Raw genomic sequence first — 18,220 nt, forward strand, 5'->3', positions numbered from 1 at the left:
TCCGGATCACGGCATTATGGCCCTTATGCCGATATCGGCATAAGACCCATGCGACCGGCCATTCCTCCCGGCTGGCGCGCAATCTGGTGACCCAGTTCGGCAGCCGCGATTATGCGCGGGAGGAACTGATCGCCGAAATGGGGTCCGCCTTCCTTTGCGCGGCGCTGGGCATCGTGCCGACCGTGCGTCATGCCGACTATATCGGGTCATGGCTCGAGGTGCTGCGCGAGGATAATCGGGCCATCTTCCGCGCCGCCAGCGCCGCAAGCAAGGCGGCCGACTGGTTGCTTGCCCGGCACGAGGAAGCAGGCGCCGACGCGATCGATGCCACGGCGCAGGGGAGGATCGCAGCATGAGCCTCCTCCCCGACACGCTGCGCGAGGCCCTGCGCGCCAACGCCATCGCCGCCTGCGCGGCCGAGCAGGATGCGGTCGTCATCGATCACCGTCCCCTCGTCAAATTCTTCAATCCGATGGGCGCCGCGACATGGATCGCGAGCGAGCTCTACCCCGATGGCGATAGCCTGTTCGGTCTTGCTGATCTGGGTTTCGGCTGTCCCGAGGTCGGATGCTTCTCGCTTCGCGAGATCGCTGCGATCCACCTGCCCTTCGGGCTGCGGATCGAACGCGACCTGTGTTTCGTGACCCGGCACCCGCTCTCCCGCTGGGCACAGGCCGCGCGGCAATGCGGCTCCCTCATCCATGCCGAACAGCTTTTGCGCGAGGCCCCCTAGGGTGGGCGCACCGTCTTTCCCGCCCTGCTGGTGGCCGGGCGGGATAGCGCGCGGCGCGTTTCGCCGCATTTGAAAGCCGAGCCGCCTGCCTCTCGTCAAAGATCGACGGCCCGGCACTCCAGCAAAGGAGCAATGCCATGAAACTCCAATTCATCCCCCTCGACAAGCTTGCCGTGAGCAAGGCCAATATGCGCTATGCGAAAAAGGCGCCCGACGTGTCCGATATCCTCCCGACCATCCGCGCGCGCGGGATCATCCAGTCGCTGGTCGTCCGCCCGGCGGCCCAGCCCGGCCATTATGAAATCCTTGCCGGGGCGCGGCGCTATCATGCCGCCCTGATCATATCGGCCGAGGCATCGAGCGGCGCGGAAAGTGTCGGGGAAGAGACAGGGGACGCCATGCTACTGCCCTGCGCTATCCTCGACGCGGCCGATGATGCCGCAGCGGTCGAGGCCTCGCTCATCGAAAATCTCGCCCGGCTCGATCCCGACGAGGTGAACCAGTGGGTCAATTTCGTGCGACTGGTGAAGGAAGGCCGGGGCGTTGCCGATATTGCGGAAACCTTCGGCCTACCCGAACTCACCGTGCGGCGCGTGCTGGCACTCGGCAATCTGTTGCCGCGCATCCGCAATCTCTATGGGGCGCAGGAGATCGACCGGGTGACGGTGCGGCACCTCACCTTTGCGAGCAAGAGCCAGCAGCGCGAGTGGCTCAACCTCCACGATGATCCCGACGCTCGCGCGCCGACCGGCCATCAGTTGAAGGCATGGCTCCTTGGCGGCCAGTCCATCGCCACCCGTCATGCGCTGTTCGACCTTGCCGGCTTTGACGGCGCCATCGTCTCCGACCTGTTCGGCGAGGACAGCTATTTCGCGTCGCCCGATCTGTTCTGGACAGCCCAGCAGGCCGAGGTCGAGGCCCGCAAGGCGGCCTATCTGGACGCTGGCTGGCAGGAGGTGGTGATCGTGCCCGCCTCCCAATATTTTCATGCCTGGGAGCATGAGAAAGTCGCCAAGCGCAAGGGCGGGCGCGTCTATATCGAGCTGCGCGCAAGCGGCGAGGTCTGTTTCCACGAAGGCTATATGAGCCGCAAGGAAGCGGCGCGCATCGATCGAGCCGACGCCGTCGAGACCAAGTCCGTCCGGCCCGAGATCACCGCCAGGATGCAGACCTATGTCGATCTTCATCGCCATGCCGCGGTGCGCGCGGCGCTCACTTCTCGCCCGCAGATCGCCCTGCGCCTGATGGTGGCCCACGCCATTTGCGGTTCGGCGCTATGGCGCGTCACCCCCGACCCCCGCACGGCGCGCGACGATCTTGTGGCCGAGAGCGTCGAGAATGCGGTCGGCGAAGCGGATTTCGATCATGCCCGGCGCCGGGTGCTCGACCTTCTGGGCTTCTCGTCCGAGGAACCGCATGTGACCGGCGGCAATGCCCGCGACCAAGGCGTGGCGGGTCTGTTCCTGCGGCTGCTCGCGCTGCCCGACGAGGCCATGCTCGATATCATCGCCATCGTCATGGGTGAGACGCTCGCCAGCGGCAGCGCCGCGCTCGAGGCGGTCGGCAACCATATCGGGGTCGACATGGCCGATTATTGGGAGGCCGATGATGCCTTCTTCGAGCAGCTGCGCGACCGGGACATCCTGACCGCTCTGGTCGCCGAAGTGGTCGATCCGCAGACTGCCGCCGCCAATGCCGGTGCCAAGGGGAAAATCCTTAAGGAGATCATCCGCGATGGCCTCAATGGCACCAAAGGCCGGGAGAAAATGGATCGCTGGGTGCCGCGCTGGATGGCCTTCCCGCCATCGGCCTATGGCGAGAGGGGCGGTGTCGGTTCGCTCGAGGCGTGGCGCAGGGTGGAAGCGGCAAAGCAGATGCTGGAAAATGCGACGGCGGCAGCGGCAGAACCGGGACGGCTTGCCGCCTGACCAGATAGGTCATGGGCGGCCCGATCGCCGCCCATGGATTGATGGCCGCCCGAAAAAATCGCGGCCGCCGCACGCGGCGGCCATTCATGGAAAGGAAGAGCCGATCTCTGGGGCCTCACCCGCCCCTGTTCTGGCGCGATGGCGTTCTTGCATCGCATCCCATTCCCCGACGCGGGCAAGCAATGGTCACAACGCAACACGCAAAAAATTTCGATTGCGTTATTATTTCGTGGAAACAATGATCGATCAATCGGTTATTCCCTCGGCAAGTCTCCATGGCTTGCGCGACCCGACTGGCCCTGCATCGTCCGGTGCAGGGTTTTTCGACCCTCTCGGTTGACCTCGGCCTGCCTGCAGTGGGTGGCCGGCTGAGGTCGCCTCGATGGCGTCCAAGCCATTGCCGAGTGGTTCACATTTCGCTGGTAACAGCCAAACTCATCCAACGGGGCGGCAAGGACTGCGCCAATCTGCTGGATGCCCCGCCTGCCTTTTCAGCGTGAAAGCGACCCGCCTGAGGGCAGGCGGGGCAAGACTTGATCTTTTCCAGCCGGGGCAGAACCTCGACCGGCTCCTCGCGAGGTTCACCCTAGTCGCGGCGCGCGCAAGGCGCAGCCTCGCAGTCAATGCCAGCCCATTGCCACAAGCCTCTGCGGATAGGCCGGCGCGCCGCGATCAGCTGTTGACCTTGTCCTTGAGCGCCTTGGCTGGCTGGAACCCGACCTTGCGCGACGCCGGAATCGTCATCGGCTCGCCCGTCCGGGGATTCTTGCCCTCTCGAGCGGCGCTCTGCTTCACCTTGAACTTGCCGAAGCCCGCGATCGAGACCTCTTCGCCCCTGGCTGCCGCGTCGGCGATGGCGGCCAGTGCCGCGTCGATGATCTTCTTCACATCCGACTTGGTAGCCCCTTGCTGGGTAGCGACGGCTTCGATCAGTTCATTTCCGGTCATGGCACCCTCATCTGCTTTGGAAGCACGCTGTTTGCCAAACATGCCGGCGGCGGTCGAGGGAGGAATATGCTGATTGCGAAACAATCCTGCGCCTCTCTCCTTATTTGCCAGGCCGCGCCAATCGCCGCCGATTCCTGCGAACCGCCTTGCGATAATGGGTGACTGACGCGGTCATCATGGCAGGCGGCGAGCTGCCAAGGCTTCCGGTCATGAACTTCCATTGCAGCAGCGCTGCTGCCTCCACCTTCTCCCTGACCATCAGTTGCGCTTCAGCCATGGCCGTCGCATTGCCGGCCATGAGCCGAGGGAGCCGCATGCCAATGACGGAGCAAGCCTCAAGCCCGAGGCTCCAGCAATCGAATGTCAGGGACAGGGATGATGGGGTGCGCATGCCGCTATAAGGCCGCCCGGCCGCTTAGGTTCCCGACATCGGACAAGATCATGGTGAAGGGAGAAGTCGCGTCCCGCCCGCCATCCACCCTTGCTGCCGACAGATCTGAACTCTCCCACCGACGAAAATCCCGCTCCCGCACCGATTCGTTGCCAAATGCCGCCATCAGCCTGGATAGAGATCTACCCGATCGGCGTCTGGCAGGACGGCATCGAGCAGCAGGGATCGATGGCAGCCCGCAGGATCGCGCTCGAAGCAGAGCAGCGCGGTGGGGCGCGCCGCAGCCAATTCGACCAGTTGCGCTGCCTGAACAATCGCCTCGGGCAGGTCGAGCTGACCCGCATAGATTTCCGTCAGGCGTGCATGCTGCCCTTTGCGCGCCGCTTCGCGACCTGTCGGCGGGGTGCCAAGCGCCTTGAAGCCGACATAGTCGATCCCCGCCTCGCGCAGTCCGGCTGCAAGGATATTCTTCGAAAATCCCGGCCGGCGCGAGAGTGGAACCGCCCGCACATCGGCCAGGACTTCAACGCCCGCTGCGCTGAGCGCCTCCATCAGCTGTGCCTGGGTTACCCCCTCATAGCCGATGGTGAAAATCTTCATGAGCGGGACGCCTTCGCCATTGCCTCTATCAGCGCATCAATCGATCCCGGACCGGCGAGTTCCTGATGGGTCGCCGATCCAAAGCGGCCTCACCGCAGGTGAGCATGAAAAATCAGCATTCCCTAAGGGAAATTTCCCGACCTTGTCCGATCCATACAAGGCGACTCATATGCAAGCCTGTATCTGCGGATCAGCGACCCGAGGCTTTCAGCCTGATACTGCCCGCCCGGCGCATGCCGGGCGGGCTTTTATCTCATGGCGCCATGATGAGTGGCATGGTCGCCTTTCCACTTCCGCTTCTGTCCTCTTCGCTGGAGCGATGACCGGATCCATTTTCCGGCATTTTCAATGCAGGGCTTTTTCATTGCCGCGCTCAGAGGAACGGCGGTCGGTCGTCGGGCGTTCGGGCAACACCCAAAGAGGAGGATGTCATGAGAAATCATCTGTGGATGAGTGTCGCACCGATAGCGGCCCTTGCGCTCGGCGCTTGCAGCCCGAAAGCCGAACAAAAGGCCGATAACGCCTTGAACGATACCGGTGCTGCCGTTTCGGGCGCTCTCAATTCCACCGGCAACGCAATCGACAATGCGCAGCAGGCTCTCACGACAACGCCAACCGGCCAGGAATTCGCGGACGCGGCCGCCAAAAGCGACGCCTTCGAGATAGAAGCCGCCAAGCTGGCGACGACAAATGCCCAGTCTCCCCAGGTGAAGGAATTTGCCCGGATGATGGTCGCCGCCCACACGGAATCGACCGCGAAGATCAAGGCCGCGGCCAAGGCAGCCAGTCCCGCGATTACGCCCGATGCGACACTGACCAAGGACCAGGCGGAGGATCTGGCGGAGCTGAAGACGCTCAAGGGCGCTGCGTTCGACAAGGAATATATCGATGGCCAGGTCGATGCCCATGAAGATGCCCTCGACCTGATGCGCAAATATGCAGCGGACGGGACCGTCGCCTCCCTCAAGCAGGCAGCGGGCGAGATAGCGCCGGTCGTCGAGAAGCATCTTTCAAGCGCCAAAGCGCTCGACAAGGATTGACGGAACGCCGCCTTCGCGCGCCGCGTTTATCCTGTCTACCAATGAGGCGATGACATAGCGACATCGCCTTCATTGCGTAGGCTTCCAGGGGCCCCCGCCAGCATGTCTGGCGGGGGCCTTTTCATGGCTGGAGCCGCCCTGGCTCCTGCTTTCCGACTGATTGCGCTTGTCAGCCTGATCGCAGCGCCTGACGTGCCCATTGGACAATTGCCTGTACCGGCATCGCACCGGATTGTCGGGCAATCTCCTTGCCCTTCTTCAAGATCAGCATCGTCGGGATCGTCCGGATAGCATAGCGCGCCGCGATCGCCTGATCGACCTGCGTATCGAGCTTGCCGAGCCGCAACCAGGGCTCGAGTTGCGGGGCGGCCGCATCAAAGGCCGGCGCCATCTGTCTGCAGGGTCCGCACCAGTCCGCCCAGAAATCCACCAGCAACGGAATGTCGGACCGCAAGGCGTGCGCATCGAAATTCCTGGCGTCGAGTTCTACCGGTGCGGCTGCAAACAGATCGCTGCCACACTTGCCGCATTTCCCTCCCGCACCCAATTTCGACGATGGCACGCGATTGAGCACCGCGCACATCGGACAGGCTATGATCAGCGCCTGGCTGTCGTTACCGGCCAATGTCAGCCTTTCCTGGCAGGCAATTTCTTGCGTTTGGTGGTCGCAAATTCCTCGAGCTGCTTCTCGCTCATCGACTCTTCCATCTGCTTCGAAGCGCCGCGCAACTTCGATTTGGGTTGATCGCCGCGCTTGGCGGCAAGAGCGGCACCGGCAGCCTTTTGCTGCGCCTTGGAGGTTGCAGGCATATCCTCGTCTCCCAACATCAGATAGCCCGCAAACGCATCTTGCCGCCATTGGTGCCGACAAACGATCCTTCTGTCCCGATCGGCGAACAAGGCCCGCATGCGTCCCGATGGGCTATGAGGATTGTGCCGGAGGGGCGTCGATCCTGACCCGGCGCATGACGAAGCCAGGCCTGAAGCCATCTGCCTGCCCGGCCTCATTCTTCCTCATCCTCGCCTTGGAGCGGCGTGACTGCCTCATGCCGTCAACCCCGCAAGGGGGTTCCCGGATGCCATGGCCATCCGTGACGTCGGCAATCAGCCACTCCCTGGGCTGGGACGTCGGGAATGATCCCGGACAGACAAGGAGTTTTCATCATGGCTACCATCGTCGCGAACCTCATCGTCAAGGGCGACAACCTCGAAGGCACGCTCGCCACCCTGACCATCAGCGCCCCCATCCTCGTGATACCCAATCTCCGCAAATCGAAGGAGTCGGAGCCCGATTACCGCATCATCAGCCGCAAGAACGGCTTCGAGCTCGGTGCTGGCTGGAAGAAGTTCGCTCAGTCGACCGGCGCCGAATATGTCTCGGTCGTGCTCTCGGCTCCGGAATTCGGGACCATCTATGGCAATATCGCCAATGCGCCGGGCGACGATCCGATGCGCAAGGTCATCATCTGGAATGCACCGGCCTGACCGACCGATCCCGGTCCGCCCAAAGCGGACCGGGATCACTGCCCGGCGATCGGTGCCGGATTGTGATTCACCGGACCCGCCCGATGGCCTATATTTGTCCGGCAGATTTGCGCTGTGGTGGTGGTGGAAAGCGCGTCCCTCATTCCGTCAAGGAAGGACGCTGATGACCATTTTGCTGCTTGTCCTCGCATTCCTCGCCTGCCTTCAGGCCTGTCGCCTGCTTCTGACCCTCTCGATCAACGCCCTGCCGGTCGGCACCGCGATTGCGACCGCCTTCTGGCTGAACGATTTTGGCCATGGCCTCCTCTTCTCGATCCTGCTTGCACTATTGGTCGGCATGGCGCTCGCAGGCACCGCGCCCTGGCTATGCGCGCGCTGCAACGCGCCCGCCGTCCGGCGGACCGTCATCTTCCTCTTCGTCCTTCCGGCCCGGATTGCGGGCTATAACGGGACAAGGGCCGTCTGCCTGTTGTTGATGCCCCAGGGCGCCGCCGCAGTCATCGCGAGCCTGTTTGCCGGGACTCTCATCGGGATATCTGCGGCCCGGCGCTTGGGTTGAGGGCCGGCACCGGCGGCGAAGCGACATCAGGACTGATGTTCGCCTGATCGAGCGACGGCGCGCATCATCCATAGCTTCGGGCCTTGTCCCCGATCCACGCCTCTCGGTTGTTGCCGATCGTCGCGCATGTCCGTGCCCTGGTCCTGCCGCACCATCGGCCTCTTCCCTTGCGCATCTGCAGCAACATCGCCTGCAGCTGGCCGGCTTGCCGCAAAGGTGCCGCTCGCAGTTTCTTCCCCGCGGCGCTGCGCGCCGCTCCTCGCGCGCCAAGAAACGGCTGCGAGACCCTCCTTCGCTTGCGCTGCGGGCCTGCGGCTGCAGCGCCTGCCTGTTGCTGATTTTCATGCGCATCGAGGCCGCAATGGCGCGGCACGAGCAACAGGAAGGAATGCATCATGTCGAAGATCGGCAGCTTCAAGAAGGTCGCGGGCGAATATCGGGGCCAGATCATCACCCTCGCGCTGCAGGCCGAGTCGGTCCGTATCGTCGAGCAGACGGCGACCAGCGAGCATGCGCCCACCCACCGCGTCTATGCCGGCGAGGCCGAGGTCGGGGCCGGCTGGGTCAAGACCCGCAACGAGGATCGCCCCTATCTCTCCATCAAGCTCGATGATCCCAGCTTCACCGCTCCGATCTTCGCGCAGCTCTTCGAGGGCGAGAATGGCGATCATGACCTGGTCTGGAACCGCCCGACCCGCCGCGGCAAGGATTGAATGGAGGCCGGTTCGCTCCCCAAAAAGGGGCGAACCGTCCCCATTTGCGGGGATAGCGCCCCCCTGTTGTTGGCATGGCTGGCCGTTCGCCGCCACGCCAGTCTTCTGCCATGTCAGAGGCAGCAGGCATCGATGGCACACAGGCGACAGCACGCCAGCTGCTCGATCTGCCCGGCTTCGCGCAGGAATTTCTCCGCCGCAATCCACGTTACCGCGCCGAACATCGAGCGCTGGCCAACCTGCCAGCTGGGCACGCGCCGCCGGCGCGGGAGGTGATGGCCCGGCGGTGGAGCCTGAGCTTTCCCCTGTGAACCCGACATGTTCGCCGACACGCAGCCCGCGCTCTGGCATCCCGAGGAGGTACCGGCCGTCCTCATCCTCGACACCGCCCCGTTCGCCGGCACGGGCCTTGCGCTGCCCGATTTCGCGGATTGGCCGGGCATTCTCGTCGATCGAACGCTTGAAAACGGGCGCCACATGGTCCTGGCAGACGGCAGCGGCCTGCATCGCCTGTGGCTGCGCCCCGGCCCGGCCGACAGATCGCTCGCCTATATGGTCATCCGGGACGACGCGCTCGTGCTTCGTCAGGCCATGGTGCGCCGCTTCGAACAGCGCATGACGGGTAGCCGCGCCGGCCGATCGCCGCCTGGCCTTTGCCCGACGCCATTTCAGCGCCAGCGCCTCTCCATGCTGCTCGATATCCTGGATGCCGCCGGCACCCGCGACGGCGCCCCGCTCACCACGCATGAAATCGCGCGCCGCCATGTCTATGCGCGCATGCAGGTGGGTCAGGGCAGCGAATGGAAATCCTCCTCCCAGCGTCGCCGCACACAGCGCCTCATCGATGAGGCCCGGGCATTGATGGAAGGCGGCTATCGCAGGCTCCTGCGTCCCTGAACGCCGGGGCTGCGCGGTGCGACAAAAGTCCAGCGCCCCAAATAGCCGCTCCACCATGCCTGACGTAGTTCGCCACTCTCCGCCGGACGGACCGCTGATCTTCGATCCCTGGCCCACCCTTCGATGGAGAATGATCATGAGCGCCAATCGCGCCTTGTCCTCGCCGCAATATCTCAGGACACCCGACGCTGCCCTGCATCTGGGTCTCAGCCCGCGCACCCTCGAAAAGCATCGCTGCTATGGCACCGGTCCGGCTTTTCACAAGCTGGGCGGGCGCGTCGTCTATACGATCGACGCGCTCGACAGCTGGGCCGCGCTCGGCCTGCGGCGCTCGACCTCCGACCCTGGTTCGGGCATCTGCCTGCCCGCCCGCAGGTTCGACGGTCCGGTCCGGCGCTGAGCCGATGGCCCGCAACCGCTCCCTAATGCTCCGGGACGAACCCGATCGGGCCCAGCTCGAACTGTTCCTGTCCATCCCCGGCAACATCCCACCACGCGACGCCCAGGATCTGATGGCCTGGCCCTTTTTCAGCCTCGCCAAGTCGCCTCGTATCGTGCCGATCGCCTTTGAAATGGGCCAGACCTGGATATCGGTCGAGGCCGTCCATGAACATGGCATGGCGACCATCTGGGACGCCGACATCCTGATCTGGGCAGCGAGCCAGCTGGTCGAGGCCCGCGACGCCGGCCGCCCGACCTCCCGGCTCATGGCGACCACGCCTTTCGAGATACTGACCTATATCGGGCGCGGGACCGGCCGCGACAATTATGATCGGTTGAAGGCGGCGCTCGATCGGCTGCAGGCGACCAGCGTCGCCACCTCGATCCGGCAGCAGCATGAACGCCGCCGGCATCGCTTCTCCTGGATCAACGAATGGAAGGAGCGGCTCGACAGCAAGGGCCGGCCGCTCGGCATCGAACTGATCCTGCCCGACTGGTTCTATGCCGGCGTCCTTGATCGCGCACTCATCCTGACCATCGATCCGGCCTATTTCCGCCTGACCGGTGGCCTGGAACGCTGGCTCTACCGGATCGTGCGCAAACATGGCGGGCGGCAGGTAGGTGGCTGGAGTTTCGACCTCGCCCATCTGTACAGAAAGTCGGGCGTCCTCTCGCCTTTCAAGCGCTTCGCCTTCGAGCTGCGGGACATCGTCCGCCGTCAGCCACTGCCCGGCTATAGCCTTCTCATCGATCGGGACAGGCTGAGTTTCGCGCCGATCGCGCTCAGCAGCTATGAGCGTGCGCTGCGCCGGAGCCGCCCGAGGCCGTTGCGATGAGCGCGGTCCGGCTCGTCCTATCGGGAACCGGCAGGCTCGTCCTATCAGGAACCCGATCCTCGTCCTATCGGGAACCGAGTTCGGCGATAAACCCCTGCCATCGCGGCCGAAATCCCGGTTCCTCTAACCATGCTAATAGAAAGGAATCTTCCAGATTCCTTCTAACGCCGCGCGCCGCGAGCGCGCCGATCGCATCCGTCGGCCGTGAGGGAGGCGCAAGATGACGCCAGCACGGGACCGCGCCGGGTCAGGCACAGCCATGGCTGCCAGGACGCACAACACCGACATTGAACTCATCTGGATCGAGAAGCGCCTCGAACACTGGATCCGCTTCGGCAAGGCAGTGGACGAGACGATCCTGTCGCGCCGCACGCGCATCTTGCGCTTCCCTCCCGGCAGCTCAGTCGCCTTCGTTCGCTGGTCTGCGAGCGACTATGGCACGATCCGATCGCGCATCGACATCATGCGCACCATGATGCCGGGCGAGGCCTGTTCGCCGCTCCCATTCGTGCGACCGGGCGCGCAAATCTGGCTCAGCATCGAAGGGTCGCCCAAGGTCCGTTGGGTGCTCGAGACGATCGACGCCATCGAAGCGGCCGGCATCGATCCCTGTACGGTCGCGCCCGAACATTGGAGCCATGTCGCCAACCGGATTGCTGCGGGCGAGCCGCCACGCGCATACACGGTCGAGCGCCATGCCGCCTGGCGCAAGCGACAGGCGCTCGGGCTATGAACCGCGCTTTCTATCGGCGCGCGACGCTGAGCGCGGCTGCGGGGTTCGCCATCGCTTTTGCCGCGATTGCTGCCATCGGGCCGCGTGCACGCCTGCTCTGGAACAGCAGTGCGAGCGCGCCCGTCGGGCTTTATCGCGTCCATGTCGGCGCACGCCCGCGGCGCGGTATCTTCGTCGCCGTCATGCCGCCGCCAGGGCTCGCCGCCTTCATGGTCCAGCGTCGCTATCTGGGCGAAAATACGCCGCTGATCAAACGGGTCGCTGCCACGGCCAGCGCCCGCGTTTGCCGCGCTGGCGCCATCATCAGTATCAATGGTGTCGCGCGCGCGGTCGCTCTTGCGCAGGATCGGGAAGGGCGCGCGCTGCCGGGCTGGAGCGGCTGCCGCACGCTCGAGCGGGGCGAACTATTCCTCCTCAATGCGCCAGCCGACAGTTTCGACAGCCGCTATTTCGGGCCGCTTTCCGATCAGACAATGATCGGGACCGTGACGCCCATCCTCACGCGCGTTGTGCCGGATGCGCCCTGGCGCTGGCACGACAATGCGACAGTCCATGCCGACAAGGAGGTGATCCATGCATATCGGTAAGTTCCGCAAGGTGATCGGCGGATATGCCGGCCGGCTTCAGACATTGGGGCTCGATCTCGATATCCGGATCCTGCCCGCCGCGCAGAAGACACGCGCGACAGCACCGGACTGGCATGTCGTCCTTGCGCGCGGTGATGCGCGGATCGACGTCGGCTGTGGCTGGACGCGCAGCAGCGACAAGGCCGGTCCTTTCATCGCTCTGCTGCTCGATTGCCCGTCCTTTGCGCGTCCGCTGCGGGCAAATCTGATGCGATCGGATCGCGATCCCGCAGCCCATGCCATGCTCTGGTCACGCAGCCTGCCGCGACCAAGGGAGGCAAGCTGATGGCCATCGGATCGCCATTCTCCCGCGTTCGACAGGTTTTGCATTTCATCCTGCCATGCGCGTTTGGCTGCGCCATTGCCGCGCCGCCACAGGCGCAGGACCTCGCCATGCCAATCGCCGAGGCGGCACAACGCTTCGACCTTCCCGAGGACCTGATCCGCGCCGTCATGGCGGCTGAAAGTGGCCGGGATATGGGCGCGACATCCCGCGCGGGTGCCATGGGCCTCATGCAGATCATGCCGGGCACCTGGTCTGATCTGAGCCGACGTCATGGCCTTGGCATGTCGCCTTATGAACCACGCGCCAACATATTGGCAGGCGCCGCCTATCTGCGCGAAATGATCGACCGCTACGGAGATCTGCGTCTTGCCCTGGCCGCCTATAATGCGGGCCCCGGACAGGTCGACGCCTATCGCAAGGGTGCACGAGCCCTGCCCGCCGAGACAATCGCCTATATCGCGCGCGTGACGGGGACGCGCAGCCGCAGCACCGGAGAAAGGGTCGGGGCTGTTCCACCCGACTGGCGCGCCTCTGCCCTATTCACGCGCACAAGCGCCGATATGAAGCAGCAGGGCGATCCAGCTCTTGCGGATCCCGCGCTCGCCGCCCCTTGGCCAGGTGAGCGTTCCCCGGTGGAAGCCCCGCCCGCCATCTTCGTGCGCCCCGCTGGTGGCCCGGCGCGATGAGCCACTGCCGCCCCCCGCGGATCGTGCCTGCTTGTCGGGGTGCCGCGCAGTCGAAGCCGCGCATCGAGCTGCGGGCTGATCGAGCCCGCAATTCGGCAAGGTTGCAGGGCTGCGATGCTACGCATCGAGCCGGTAATTCAGATACACACCTCACGCACGGGTGCATCGCGCATTTCTGCTGGTTTGACGGGATGCCAATAGCATCTCGTCACCTTCAGCAGCGAGCATATCACGCTTTTGTGCCGTTTCGCGCGATGGCGGATAGCATCTCGCCGGGGACATTGCGATGAGCGCGCGGGCCCAGACCGTAAGGCTCTCTCCAGCCCAGCATCGCACCCTCGCCGCATTCGCCAGACAGCGCGGTTTGAGCGAATATGCCATGCTCGCCAGAGTCGTGGACATGGGACTGGCTGCCCTCATCCAGGGGACAGGCAGCGCGATCGACACCCGCGAGATCGTGACCGAACTGGCATCGGTCAGCACGCGCATCGTGGACGTGGAACATATGCTGGATCGGGCGCTGTTCACCGCCTGCGCCGCCTATTGCTACGCCCGCAGCGCGGCGAGCGGCACGCGCAAGACCGACGAAGTCCTCACCCAGGAAATCCACGCCGCCTATGATCGGCAGCGACGGCTCGCACAGGATCATCGGCCATGAGTCGCGCCGACGATCGCCGCAACCATGCCGAGGCCCTGCGCAAGCATCATCTGGGGATCGAGTTCGCGCGCCTGAAACGGCAGGCCATCGTCATGCTGGCCTCCATTGCCATCGGCGGCCTGTCCTTGCCCAACATCCTTCTGGGCAAGGACAGCATGCTGGCGAGCGGCACCTTTTATTGGGCCAGGACCAAGCTCTTGGCCGTCTCGAGCTGGAAGGCGGACACGGGTATCGATGTCCATTATCCCGACCATATCGAGCAAGGCCGATCGGCGCGCCAGATCATCGCCCATCCCTATTTCCGCCATCATGTCGGACTTGTCTGGTCCTGCATCAAATGGGGCGGCGTGCTGGGCTTTGCTGGCTGGCTTTTGGCGCTGGTCGCCCTGCGCCATGCGATGGCGCGGCAACGCGAGCGCCTGCTGGCGGATCGCTGGATCGGCGGAACACAGGTGGTGGGCGAGAAGCAGCTGGCAAGGCTCACCCGCAAGCAAGCCAACGCTCGCGCCCTGTCGATCGGAAAGGTGCCGATTCCCGCACGTCTCGAAACCCGTCACCTGGCAATGATCGGCACGACCGGCAGCGGAAAGACCACGGTCTTGCGCCAGCTGCTGGACGGGATCGAAGCGCGCGGCGAAGCCGCCCTGGTCTATGACACCAGCGGCGAGTTCATCGCGCACTATTATGATCCGGCACGTGGCGACGTGATCCTCAATCCGTTCGACGCTCGCTGCGCCTTCTGGTCGCCCTTTGCCGAAATCGCCCATCCCGCCGATGCCGACCGCATTGCCCACCAGTTGATCACCGAGACCGGGAAACATGACAGCGACGTGTGGCTCGACACCAGCCGTATCCTGGTCGCCAACATGATACGGGCCTTGTGGCGGGAGAAGCGGGGCACACTGGCCGACCTGCTCCATGCCCTGAAGAACCGTCCCAAGGATGATCTGAAGCAATGGCTCGCCACCAGTTCATCGTCCCGCACCTTTGCCGAGGATGCCGACCGGGCAACGGGCAGCGTCCTCTTCATGCTCGCCAAAGCCGCGGACCTGATCCAGTTCCTGCGTGCCGAAGACCCCAAGGCCAGTCCCTTCGCCTTTCGCACCTTCTTCGAACGGCTCGACCGACATTCCGGCGCGCGGCCCTGGATCTTCGTGCCGCGGAAGGAGAATTATTTCGAGGCCTCCAAACCGCTGCTCGCCTGCTGGCTGGAATGTGCGGCGAGCGCCGTACTGGGCCTGCCGCCTTCCGACAAGCGGCGCATCTGGTTTGTCCTGGACGAGCTGGCCGACCTGCCCCGCGTCGACAATCTGGCACGGCTGCTGCCCGAAGGCCGCAAGTTCGGCGCGGCAGTGGTGCTGACCTTCCAGGCGCTGGGCCAGATGCAGCACCGCTATGGGCCGCAGATCGCGGAGGCCATGCTGGGCTGCTGCAACAGCAAGCTGTTCCTGCAAAGCATCGACAGCGCCACGAGGCAATGGGCCAGCCAGACCATCGGCAAGTGCGAGATGGAATTCCGGACCAAGACCGATATGGTAGGGGATGGTGATGAGGGCCACCGCATCAATCTGGGCAGGATGCGCGAAGTGCGCCCGGCCGTCCTGGAGAGCGAGCTGCGGCTCGCACGCCATGAGGGCTATCTGTTGCTGCCCGACGGCTTGCCGGTGGCCAGGATCCGGCTGACCGCCGCTCATATCGCGCGGCGCGGTCCCACGGGCCAGCCACCGCTCGTTGAAGCCGATCCGGCGACCATGCTCTGGGGCAAGGCTGCGCCAGCGTCGCTGCCGTCACCGGCGCCGCCAGCACCAGCGACGCCATCGCCAGCGGCATCGTCACCGCTCTCCATCCAGCCCGAAAGCCAGGGGCCGGTGTGATGGTGGCATCGGTATCGGCATTGACCAGTTCTGCGCAGGCCAGCAGCTATTATGAGGCCGACGACTATTATGCCCAGGGCGGATTATCCCCCTCCCTTTGGCAGGGACAGGGCGCTCAAGCGCTCGGCCTGTCTGGCGAGGTGGATCGCGACCAGTTTCGTGCCTTGCTGGATGGAAGGATCGGCGATCAGCAGCTTGGCACTTATCGAGGTGGTGCGCTTGAGCATCGTCCCGGCTGGGATGTAACCTTGAGCGCGCCCAAGTCGGTATCGATCATGGCCGAGGTGGCAGGTGACCGGCGCCTGATCGAGGCGCATCGTCAAGCCGTGAAAACGGCGATGGCCCATGTCGAACGCCATATGGCGGCCACCCGTGTCCGCGATGGCGGCACCGTTGCGCGCGCGGCGACCGACAATCTGGTCATTGCCAGCTTTCAGCATGGTACCAGCCGCGCCCAGGACCCGCAGCTTCATACCCACAATGTCATCATGAACGCCACGCAGGGTGAGGAAGGTGGCTGGCGCAGCCTCGAACCACGCGCGCTCTACCAGCTGCAAAAGCAGATCGGCGCGATCTACCGGCAGGAACTGGCTTTGAAGGTGCGGGAATTGGGCTATGAGATCGATGCAGGCAAGGAATCCCTGTTCGAGATCAGACACGTGCCGGCCGGCGTCATTGACGCGTTCAGCACCCGGAGCGCCCAGATCGAGGCAGCGCTTGTCGAACGGGGGACATCTCGTGATGCCGCCAGCGCTCTGGAGAAGCAGGTTGCCGCGCTCGACACGCGCGAAGCCAAGGTCGCCGCCGATCAGGTGGGACTTGTTGCGCAATGGCGCGAGACGGCAGCCAGAGCCGGATTCGGGCCGGAGGCACGGTCGATGATGGTAAGAGAAGCCCAGGCCCGAGCGGCCGATCCTTGCCATCGCGCAAGAATGGCATTTCAGGGTGAGACCGCCGCAGCCCGTGCGGTTGCCCACGCCGCCGAAAAGCTGGGCGAGCGACAGTCGCTATTCTCGGCGGCCGCCTTGAGACAGGAAGCTGGACGGATCGGACTGGGTCGGATCGGCTACGAGCACATCGGCGCCGCGATCGATACGGCCATGCAGCAGGGCGACTTGCTGGAGCGCATCTTTATCGACCGGCGCGGCGCCACGTTTGCCGGATTCACTACCCGGCAGAATGTAGAGACCGAAGCCAGGATGCTGCGGATCGAGGCGGACGGCCGCGGCGCGCTGGCCCCCATCGCATCCCCTCTTGCTGCCGCCAAGGCGGTAGCGGCCGCAGCAGCGCAGGCCGAACGCGCGGGTCATAGCTGGAATTCCGATCAGCGCTCTGCCACCCAGCAGCTCCTGACCAGTCGCAACCGGATCACGGCTGTTCAGGGCTATGCCGGCACGGCCAAGACCACGACCGTGCTGGCGACCTTTGCCCGTGAGGCTCAGGCACGCGGTGTGTCCGTCACCGCTCTTGCTCCCACGGCGTCAGCGGCGATGACGTTAGGGGCGGCGCTGGGCACAAATGGCGATACCGTGGCGCGACACCTGCTATCGCCAGAGCGTGGAGGACCTGGTCGCCCTGCCGCGTGGATCGTCGACGAGGCATCCCTGTTGTCCGCGCGCGACACGGCGAGACTGTTCGAACTGGCCGCAAAGCATGATGTCCGCATTCTGCTTGTCGGGGACGTGAAGCAGCTGGGTTCAGTCGAGGCGGGCGCGGCCTTTGCCCAGTTACAGGGCGCTGGCATGGAAACCGCCAGGCTGACCGAAATCGTGCGACAGATCAATGGCGCCACCAAAGAAGCGGTGCTGGCATCGGTCGAGGGGGATGCCAGGAAAGCCATGGCCGCGCTGGATCGAGGTGGTGGGCAGGTAATCGAGGGCGCGGACCGGATGGAGCGGTTCGCTGCCATAGCCCGGCGATATGCGGCGCTCGACAAGGCAGGGCGTGCCCGCACCATCATCATCGAACCATCGCGCGAAGGGCGCGATGCGCTGACTGCCGACATTCGCGCCGCCCTCGCTCGATCGGAGATATTGACCGGTTCCGCCGTCGCCGTGGAAAGTCTCGCCAACAAGGGACTGACTCGAGCCGATGCGCGCGATCCGCTGAGCTACGACAAGGGCGACGTCGTCCGCTTCACCCGTGACTATGCCGAAAAGGGAGTGGCACGTGGAGAGGCCTATCGCGTCGAGAGCATCGATCCGGCCAGGGCTGCCATCGCGCTCAGGGCCCAAGATGGTCGCGAGGTCGACTGGCGCCTGCGGCAATGGGGGGCTGGCCATTCCCAGGTCTTCTTAGCCCAGCCGATCGAAATCAGGGCCGGCGATGCCATCCGGTTCACCCGAAATGACCGCGAGACCGGCCGGGTCAACGGCGCGCGGGCGCATGTGCTTGCAGTTGATCGGGAGGCCCGCACTGCCACGGTCCGGACCGACCGAGGCAAAACCGGGACGCTCCATCTCGATTCCGCCCGCGACCGCCATATTGCCCATGCCTATGTCGATACCGCCTTCGCCGCGCAGGGACGGACCGCCGATCATGTCATCATCCATGTCGATAGCAGAGCAACCAATCTGGTCGATCAGAAGTCCTTTTACGTGGGAATCTCCCGCGCAAAACTGTCCGCGACCATCTACACCAATGATCGCGACAGGCTGGTGGCTGCGATCAACGAGCGGGCAGGCCAGGTGCAGACCGCGCTATCTCAGGCCAAGGTCCCGGCGCTCGCTGCTGGCGCCATGAAAGGCGCTGGTCTGGGGTGAGGCCCGGCCTGCATCAGTCACCCT

Annotated in this window: 23 protein-coding genes and 1 pseudogene; 18 read left to right on the forward strand and 6 right to left on the reverse strand. The window is 64.5% G+C overall.

Annotated features, from left to right (window positions below; translation table 11 throughout):
• Nucleotides 1-47: 47 nt before the first annotated feature.
• The 3 genes and pseudogenes from PMI04_RS02095 to PMI04_RS02105 form a co-directional block, all read left to right on the forward strand.
• Nucleotides 48-356, forward strand: a pseudogene (locus tag PMI04_RS02095) (zincin-like metallopeptidase domain-containing protein); the annotation flags it as partial.
• Complete coding sequence (locus tag PMI04_RS02100; protein ID WP_007711081.1) at nucleotides 353-733, forward strand: DUF2958 domain-containing protein; 381 nt, start codon at nucleotides 353-355, stop codon at nucleotides 731-733. The pseudogene PMI04_RS02095 and the gene PMI04_RS02100, both read left to right, overlap by 4 nt.
• Nucleotides 734-870: 137 nt before the next feature.
• Nucleotides 871-2,661, forward strand: coding sequence for a ParB N-terminal domain-containing protein (locus tag PMI04_RS02105; RefSeq protein WP_007711079.1), 1,791 nt, complete (start codon nucleotides 871-873; stop codon nucleotides 2,659-2,661).
• Between the two features lie 672 nt (nucleotides 2,662-3,333).
• On the opposite strand, the gene PMI04_RS02110 is transcribed toward PMI04_RS02105, so the two are convergent.
• The 3 genes from PMI04_RS02110 to PMI04_RS02120 all read right to left on the reverse strand — a co-directional run bounded on the left by PMI04_RS02110 (nucleotide 3,334) and on the right by PMI04_RS02120 (nucleotide 4,600).
• Nucleotides 3,334-3,651: an HU family DNA-binding protein gene (locus PMI04_RS02110; RefSeq protein WP_162129641.1), complete on the reverse strand. Its 318-nt coding sequence runs from the start codon at nucleotides 3,649-3,651 to the stop codon at nucleotides 3,334-3,336.
• 58 nt (nucleotides 3,652-3,709) lie between these two features.
• Nucleotides 3,710-3,907, reverse strand: coding sequence for a hypothetical protein (locus tag PMI04_RS02115; protein WP_238535933.1), 198 nt, complete (start codon nucleotides 3,905-3,907; stop codon nucleotides 3,710-3,712).
• Nucleotides 3,908-4,165: 258 nt separating this feature from the next.
• The gene (locus PMI04_RS02120) at nucleotides 4,166-4,600 is read right to left on the reverse strand and encodes a DUF488 domain-containing protein (RefSeq protein WP_007711073.1); all 435 of its coding nucleotides are present in this window, start codon (nucleotides 4,598-4,600) and stop codon (nucleotides 4,166-4,168) included.
• 431 nt (nucleotides 4,601-5,031) lie between these two features.
• On the opposite strand from PMI04_RS02120, the gene PMI04_RS02125 reads away from it, so the two are divergent.
• Nucleotides 5,032-5,640, forward strand: a complete 609-nt coding sequence (locus tag PMI04_RS02125; protein ID WP_007711071.1) for a DUF4142 domain-containing protein — start codon at nucleotides 5,032-5,034, stop codon at nucleotides 5,638-5,640.
• Nucleotides 5,641-5,809: 169 nt separating this feature from the next.
• Here the strand turns inward: PMI04_RS02125 and trxC are convergent, their stop codons facing one another.
• Entirely contained in the window at nucleotides 5,810-6,223 is a 414-nt protein-coding gene (gene trxC, locus PMI04_RS02130; protein WP_052028077.1) for a thioredoxin TrxC, read from the reverse strand.
• Nucleotides 6,224-6,267: 44 nt separating this feature from the next.
• Nucleotides 6,268-6,450, reverse strand: a complete 183-nt coding sequence (locus tag PMI04_RS02135) for a DUF3008 family protein (RefSeq protein ID WP_007711064.1) — start codon at nucleotides 6,448-6,450, stop codon at nucleotides 6,268-6,270.
• Between the two features lie 354 nt (nucleotides 6,451-6,804).
• On the opposite strand from PMI04_RS02135, the gene PMI04_RS02140 reads away from it, so the two are divergent.
• Complete coding sequence (locus PMI04_RS02140) at nucleotides 6,805-7,125, forward strand: DUF736 domain-containing protein (RefSeq protein ID WP_007711062.1); 321 nt, start codon at nucleotides 6,805-6,807, stop codon at nucleotides 7,123-7,125.
• 163 nt (nucleotides 7,126-7,288) lie between these two features.
• Entirely contained in the window at nucleotides 7,289-7,684 is a 396-nt protein-coding gene (locus PMI04_RS02145; RefSeq protein ID WP_007711060.1) for a hypothetical protein, read from the forward strand.
• Nucleotides 7,685-7,748: 64 nt separating this feature from the next.
• On the opposite strand, the gene PMI04_RS02150 is transcribed toward PMI04_RS02145, so the two are convergent.
• Complete coding sequence (locus tag PMI04_RS02150; protein ID WP_157178139.1) at nucleotides 7,749-8,102, reverse strand: hypothetical protein; 354 nt, start codon at nucleotides 8,100-8,102, stop codon at nucleotides 7,749-7,751.
• On the opposite strand from PMI04_RS02150, the gene PMI04_RS02155 reads away from it, so the two are divergent.
• The 12 genes from PMI04_RS02155 (at nucleotide 8,080) to mobF (ending at nucleotide 18,196) form a co-directional block, all read left to right on the forward strand.
• A complete protein-coding gene (locus PMI04_RS02155; RefSeq protein WP_007711058.1) occupies nucleotides 8,080-8,397 on the forward strand; it encodes a DUF736 domain-containing protein in 318 nt (105 codons plus the stop codon). The genes PMI04_RS02150 and PMI04_RS02155 overlap by 23 nt on opposite strands.
• Nucleotides 8,398-8,507: 110 nt before the next feature.
• The gene (locus tag PMI04_RS02160; protein WP_037486624.1) at nucleotides 8,508-8,708 is read left to right on the forward strand and encodes a DUF6499 domain-containing protein; all 201 of its coding nucleotides are present in this window, start codon (nucleotides 8,508-8,510) and stop codon (nucleotides 8,706-8,708) included.
• 7 nt (nucleotides 8,709-8,715) lie between these two features.
• Nucleotides 8,716-9,294: a DUF2285 domain-containing protein gene (locus tag PMI04_RS02165; protein ID WP_007711055.1), complete on the forward strand. Its 579-nt coding sequence runs from the start codon at nucleotides 8,716-8,718 to the stop codon at nucleotides 9,292-9,294.
• Between the two features lie 136 nt (nucleotides 9,295-9,430).
• Entirely contained in the window at nucleotides 9,431-9,694 is a 264-nt protein-coding gene (locus PMI04_RS02170) for a helix-turn-helix domain-containing protein (protein WP_007711051.1), read from the forward strand.
• Between the two features lie 25 nt (nucleotides 9,695-9,719).
• A complete protein-coding gene (locus tag PMI04_RS02175) occupies nucleotides 9,720-10,571 on the forward strand; it encodes a replication initiator protein A (protein ID WP_238535932.1) in 852 nt (283 codons plus the stop codon).
• A gap of 220 nt (nucleotides 10,572-10,791) precedes the next feature.
• Nucleotides 10,792-11,304 carry a DUF2840 domain-containing protein gene (locus tag PMI04_RS02180; protein ID WP_007711045.1) on the forward strand — a complete coding sequence of 171 codons (513 nt, stop codon included), beginning with the start codon at nucleotides 10,792-10,794 and terminating at the stop codon, nucleotides 11,302-11,304.
• Nucleotides 11,301-11,891, forward strand: coding sequence for a S26 family signal peptidase (locus PMI04_RS02185; RefSeq protein ID WP_007711037.1), 591 nt, complete (start codon nucleotides 11,301-11,303; stop codon nucleotides 11,889-11,891). Before PMI04_RS02180 ends, PMI04_RS02185 begins: the two co-directional genes overlap by 4 nt.
• Nucleotides 11,878-12,216, forward strand: coding sequence for a DUF736 domain-containing protein (locus tag PMI04_RS02190; RefSeq protein WP_007711034.1), 339 nt, complete (start codon nucleotides 11,878-11,880; stop codon nucleotides 12,214-12,216). The genes PMI04_RS02185 and PMI04_RS02190 overlap by 14 nt, the downstream gene beginning before the upstream one ends.
• A gap of 107 nt (nucleotides 12,217-12,323) precedes the next feature.
• Nucleotides 12,324-12,902, forward strand: coding sequence for a lytic transglycosylase domain-containing protein (locus PMI04_RS02195; RefSeq protein WP_238535930.1), 579 nt, complete (start codon nucleotides 12,324-12,326; stop codon nucleotides 12,900-12,902).
• 286 nt (nucleotides 12,903-13,188) lie between these two features.
• Nucleotides 13,189-13,560 carry a hypothetical protein gene (locus tag PMI04_RS02200; protein ID WP_007711030.1) on the forward strand — a complete coding sequence of 124 codons (372 nt, stop codon included), beginning with the start codon at nucleotides 13,189-13,191 and terminating at the stop codon, nucleotides 13,558-13,560.
• A complete protein-coding gene (locus PMI04_RS02205) occupies nucleotides 13,557-15,434 on the forward strand; it encodes a type IV secretion system DNA-binding domain-containing protein (RefSeq protein ID WP_007711028.1) in 1,878 nt (625 codons plus the stop codon). Before PMI04_RS02200 ends, PMI04_RS02205 begins: the two co-directional genes overlap by 4 nt.
• Nucleotides 15,434-18,196, forward strand: coding sequence for a MobF family relaxase (gene mobF, locus PMI04_RS02210; protein WP_007711025.1), 2,763 nt, complete (start codon nucleotides 15,434-15,436; stop codon nucleotides 18,194-18,196). Before PMI04_RS02205 ends, mobF begins: the two co-directional genes overlap by 1 nt.
• Nucleotides 18,197-18,220 lie beyond the last annotated feature (24 nt).

Source organism: Sphingobium sp. AP49, assembly GCF_000281715.2.
In the GTDB taxonomy this organism is placed as follows: Bacteria; Pseudomonadota; Alphaproteobacteria; order Sphingomonadales; family Sphingomonadaceae; genus Sphingobium.

Excerpts from the sequence above, each read along its gene's own strand:
- PMI04_RS02100 (WP_007711081.1), top strand. The coding sequence starts at position 353 with ATGAGCCTCCTCCCCGACACGCTGCGCGAGGCCCTGCGCGCCAACGCC.
- PMI04_RS02105 (WP_007711079.1), top strand. The coding sequence starts at position 871 with ATGAAACTCCAATTCATCCCCCTCGACAAGCTTGCCGTGAGCAAGGCC.
- PMI04_RS02110 (WP_162129641.1), bottom strand. The coding sequence starts at position 3,651 with ATGTTTGGCAAACAGCGTGCTTCCAAAGCAGATGAGGGTGCCATGACC.
- PMI04_RS02115 (WP_238535933.1), bottom strand. The coding sequence starts at position 3,907 with ATGGCCGGCAATGCGACGGCCATGGCTGAAGCGCAACTGATGGTCAGG.
- PMI04_RS02120 (WP_007711073.1), bottom strand. The coding sequence starts at position 4,600 with ATGAAGATTTTCACCATCGGCTATGAGGGGGTAACCCAGGCACAGCTG.
- PMI04_RS02125 (WP_007711071.1), top strand. The coding sequence starts at position 5,032 with ATGAGAAATCATCTGTGGATGAGTGTCGCACCGATAGCGGCCCTTGCG.
- trxC (WP_052028077.1), bottom strand. The coding sequence starts at position 6,223 with ATGTGCGCGGTGCTCAATCGCGTGCCATCGTCGAAATTGGGTGCGGGA.
- PMI04_RS02135 (WP_007711064.1), bottom strand. The coding sequence starts at position 6,450 with ATGCCTGCAACCTCCAAGGCGCAGCAAAAGGCTGCCGGTGCCGCTCTT.
- PMI04_RS02140 (WP_007711062.1), top strand. The coding sequence starts at position 6,805 with ATGGCTACCATCGTCGCGAACCTCATCGTCAAGGGCGACAACCTCGAA.
- PMI04_RS02145 (WP_007711060.1), top strand. The coding sequence starts at position 7,289 with ATGACCATTTTGCTGCTTGTCCTCGCATTCCTCGCCTGCCTTCAGGCC.
- PMI04_RS02155 (WP_007711058.1), top strand. The coding sequence starts at position 8,080 with ATGTCGAAGATCGGCAGCTTCAAGAAGGTCGCGGGCGAATATCGGGGC.
- PMI04_RS02160 (WP_037486624.1), top strand. The coding sequence starts at position 8,508 with ATGTCAGAGGCAGCAGGCATCGATGGCACACAGGCGACAGCACGCCAG.
- PMI04_RS02165 (WP_007711055.1), top strand. The coding sequence starts at position 8,716 with ATGTTCGCCGACACGCAGCCCGCGCTCTGGCATCCCGAGGAGGTACCG.
- PMI04_RS02170 (WP_007711051.1), top strand. The coding sequence starts at position 9,431 with ATGAGCGCCAATCGCGCCTTGTCCTCGCCGCAATATCTCAGGACACCC.
- PMI04_RS02175 (WP_238535932.1), top strand. The coding sequence starts at position 9,720 with ATGCTCCGGGACGAACCCGATCGGGCCCAGCTCGAACTGTTCCTGTCC.
- PMI04_RS02180 (WP_007711045.1), top strand. The coding sequence starts at position 10,792 with ATGACGCCAGCACGGGACCGCGCCGGGTCAGGCACAGCCATGGCTGCC.
- PMI04_RS02185 (WP_007711037.1), top strand. The coding sequence starts at position 11,301 with ATGAACCGCGCTTTCTATCGGCGCGCGACGCTGAGCGCGGCTGCGGGG.
- PMI04_RS02190 (WP_007711034.1), top strand. The coding sequence starts at position 11,878 with ATGCATATCGGTAAGTTCCGCAAGGTGATCGGCGGATATGCCGGCCGG.
- PMI04_RS02195 (WP_238535930.1), top strand. The coding sequence starts at position 12,324 with ATGCCAATCGCCGAGGCGGCACAACGCTTCGACCTTCCCGAGGACCTG.
- PMI04_RS02200 (WP_007711030.1), top strand. The coding sequence starts at position 13,189 with ATGAGCGCGCGGGCCCAGACCGTAAGGCTCTCTCCAGCCCAGCATCGC.
- PMI04_RS02205 (WP_007711028.1), top strand. The coding sequence starts at position 13,557 with ATGAGTCGCGCCGACGATCGCCGCAACCATGCCGAGGCCCTGCGCAAG.
- mobF (WP_007711025.1), top strand. The coding sequence starts at position 15,434 with ATGGTGGCATCGGTATCGGCATTGACCAGTTCTGCGCAGGCCAGCAGC.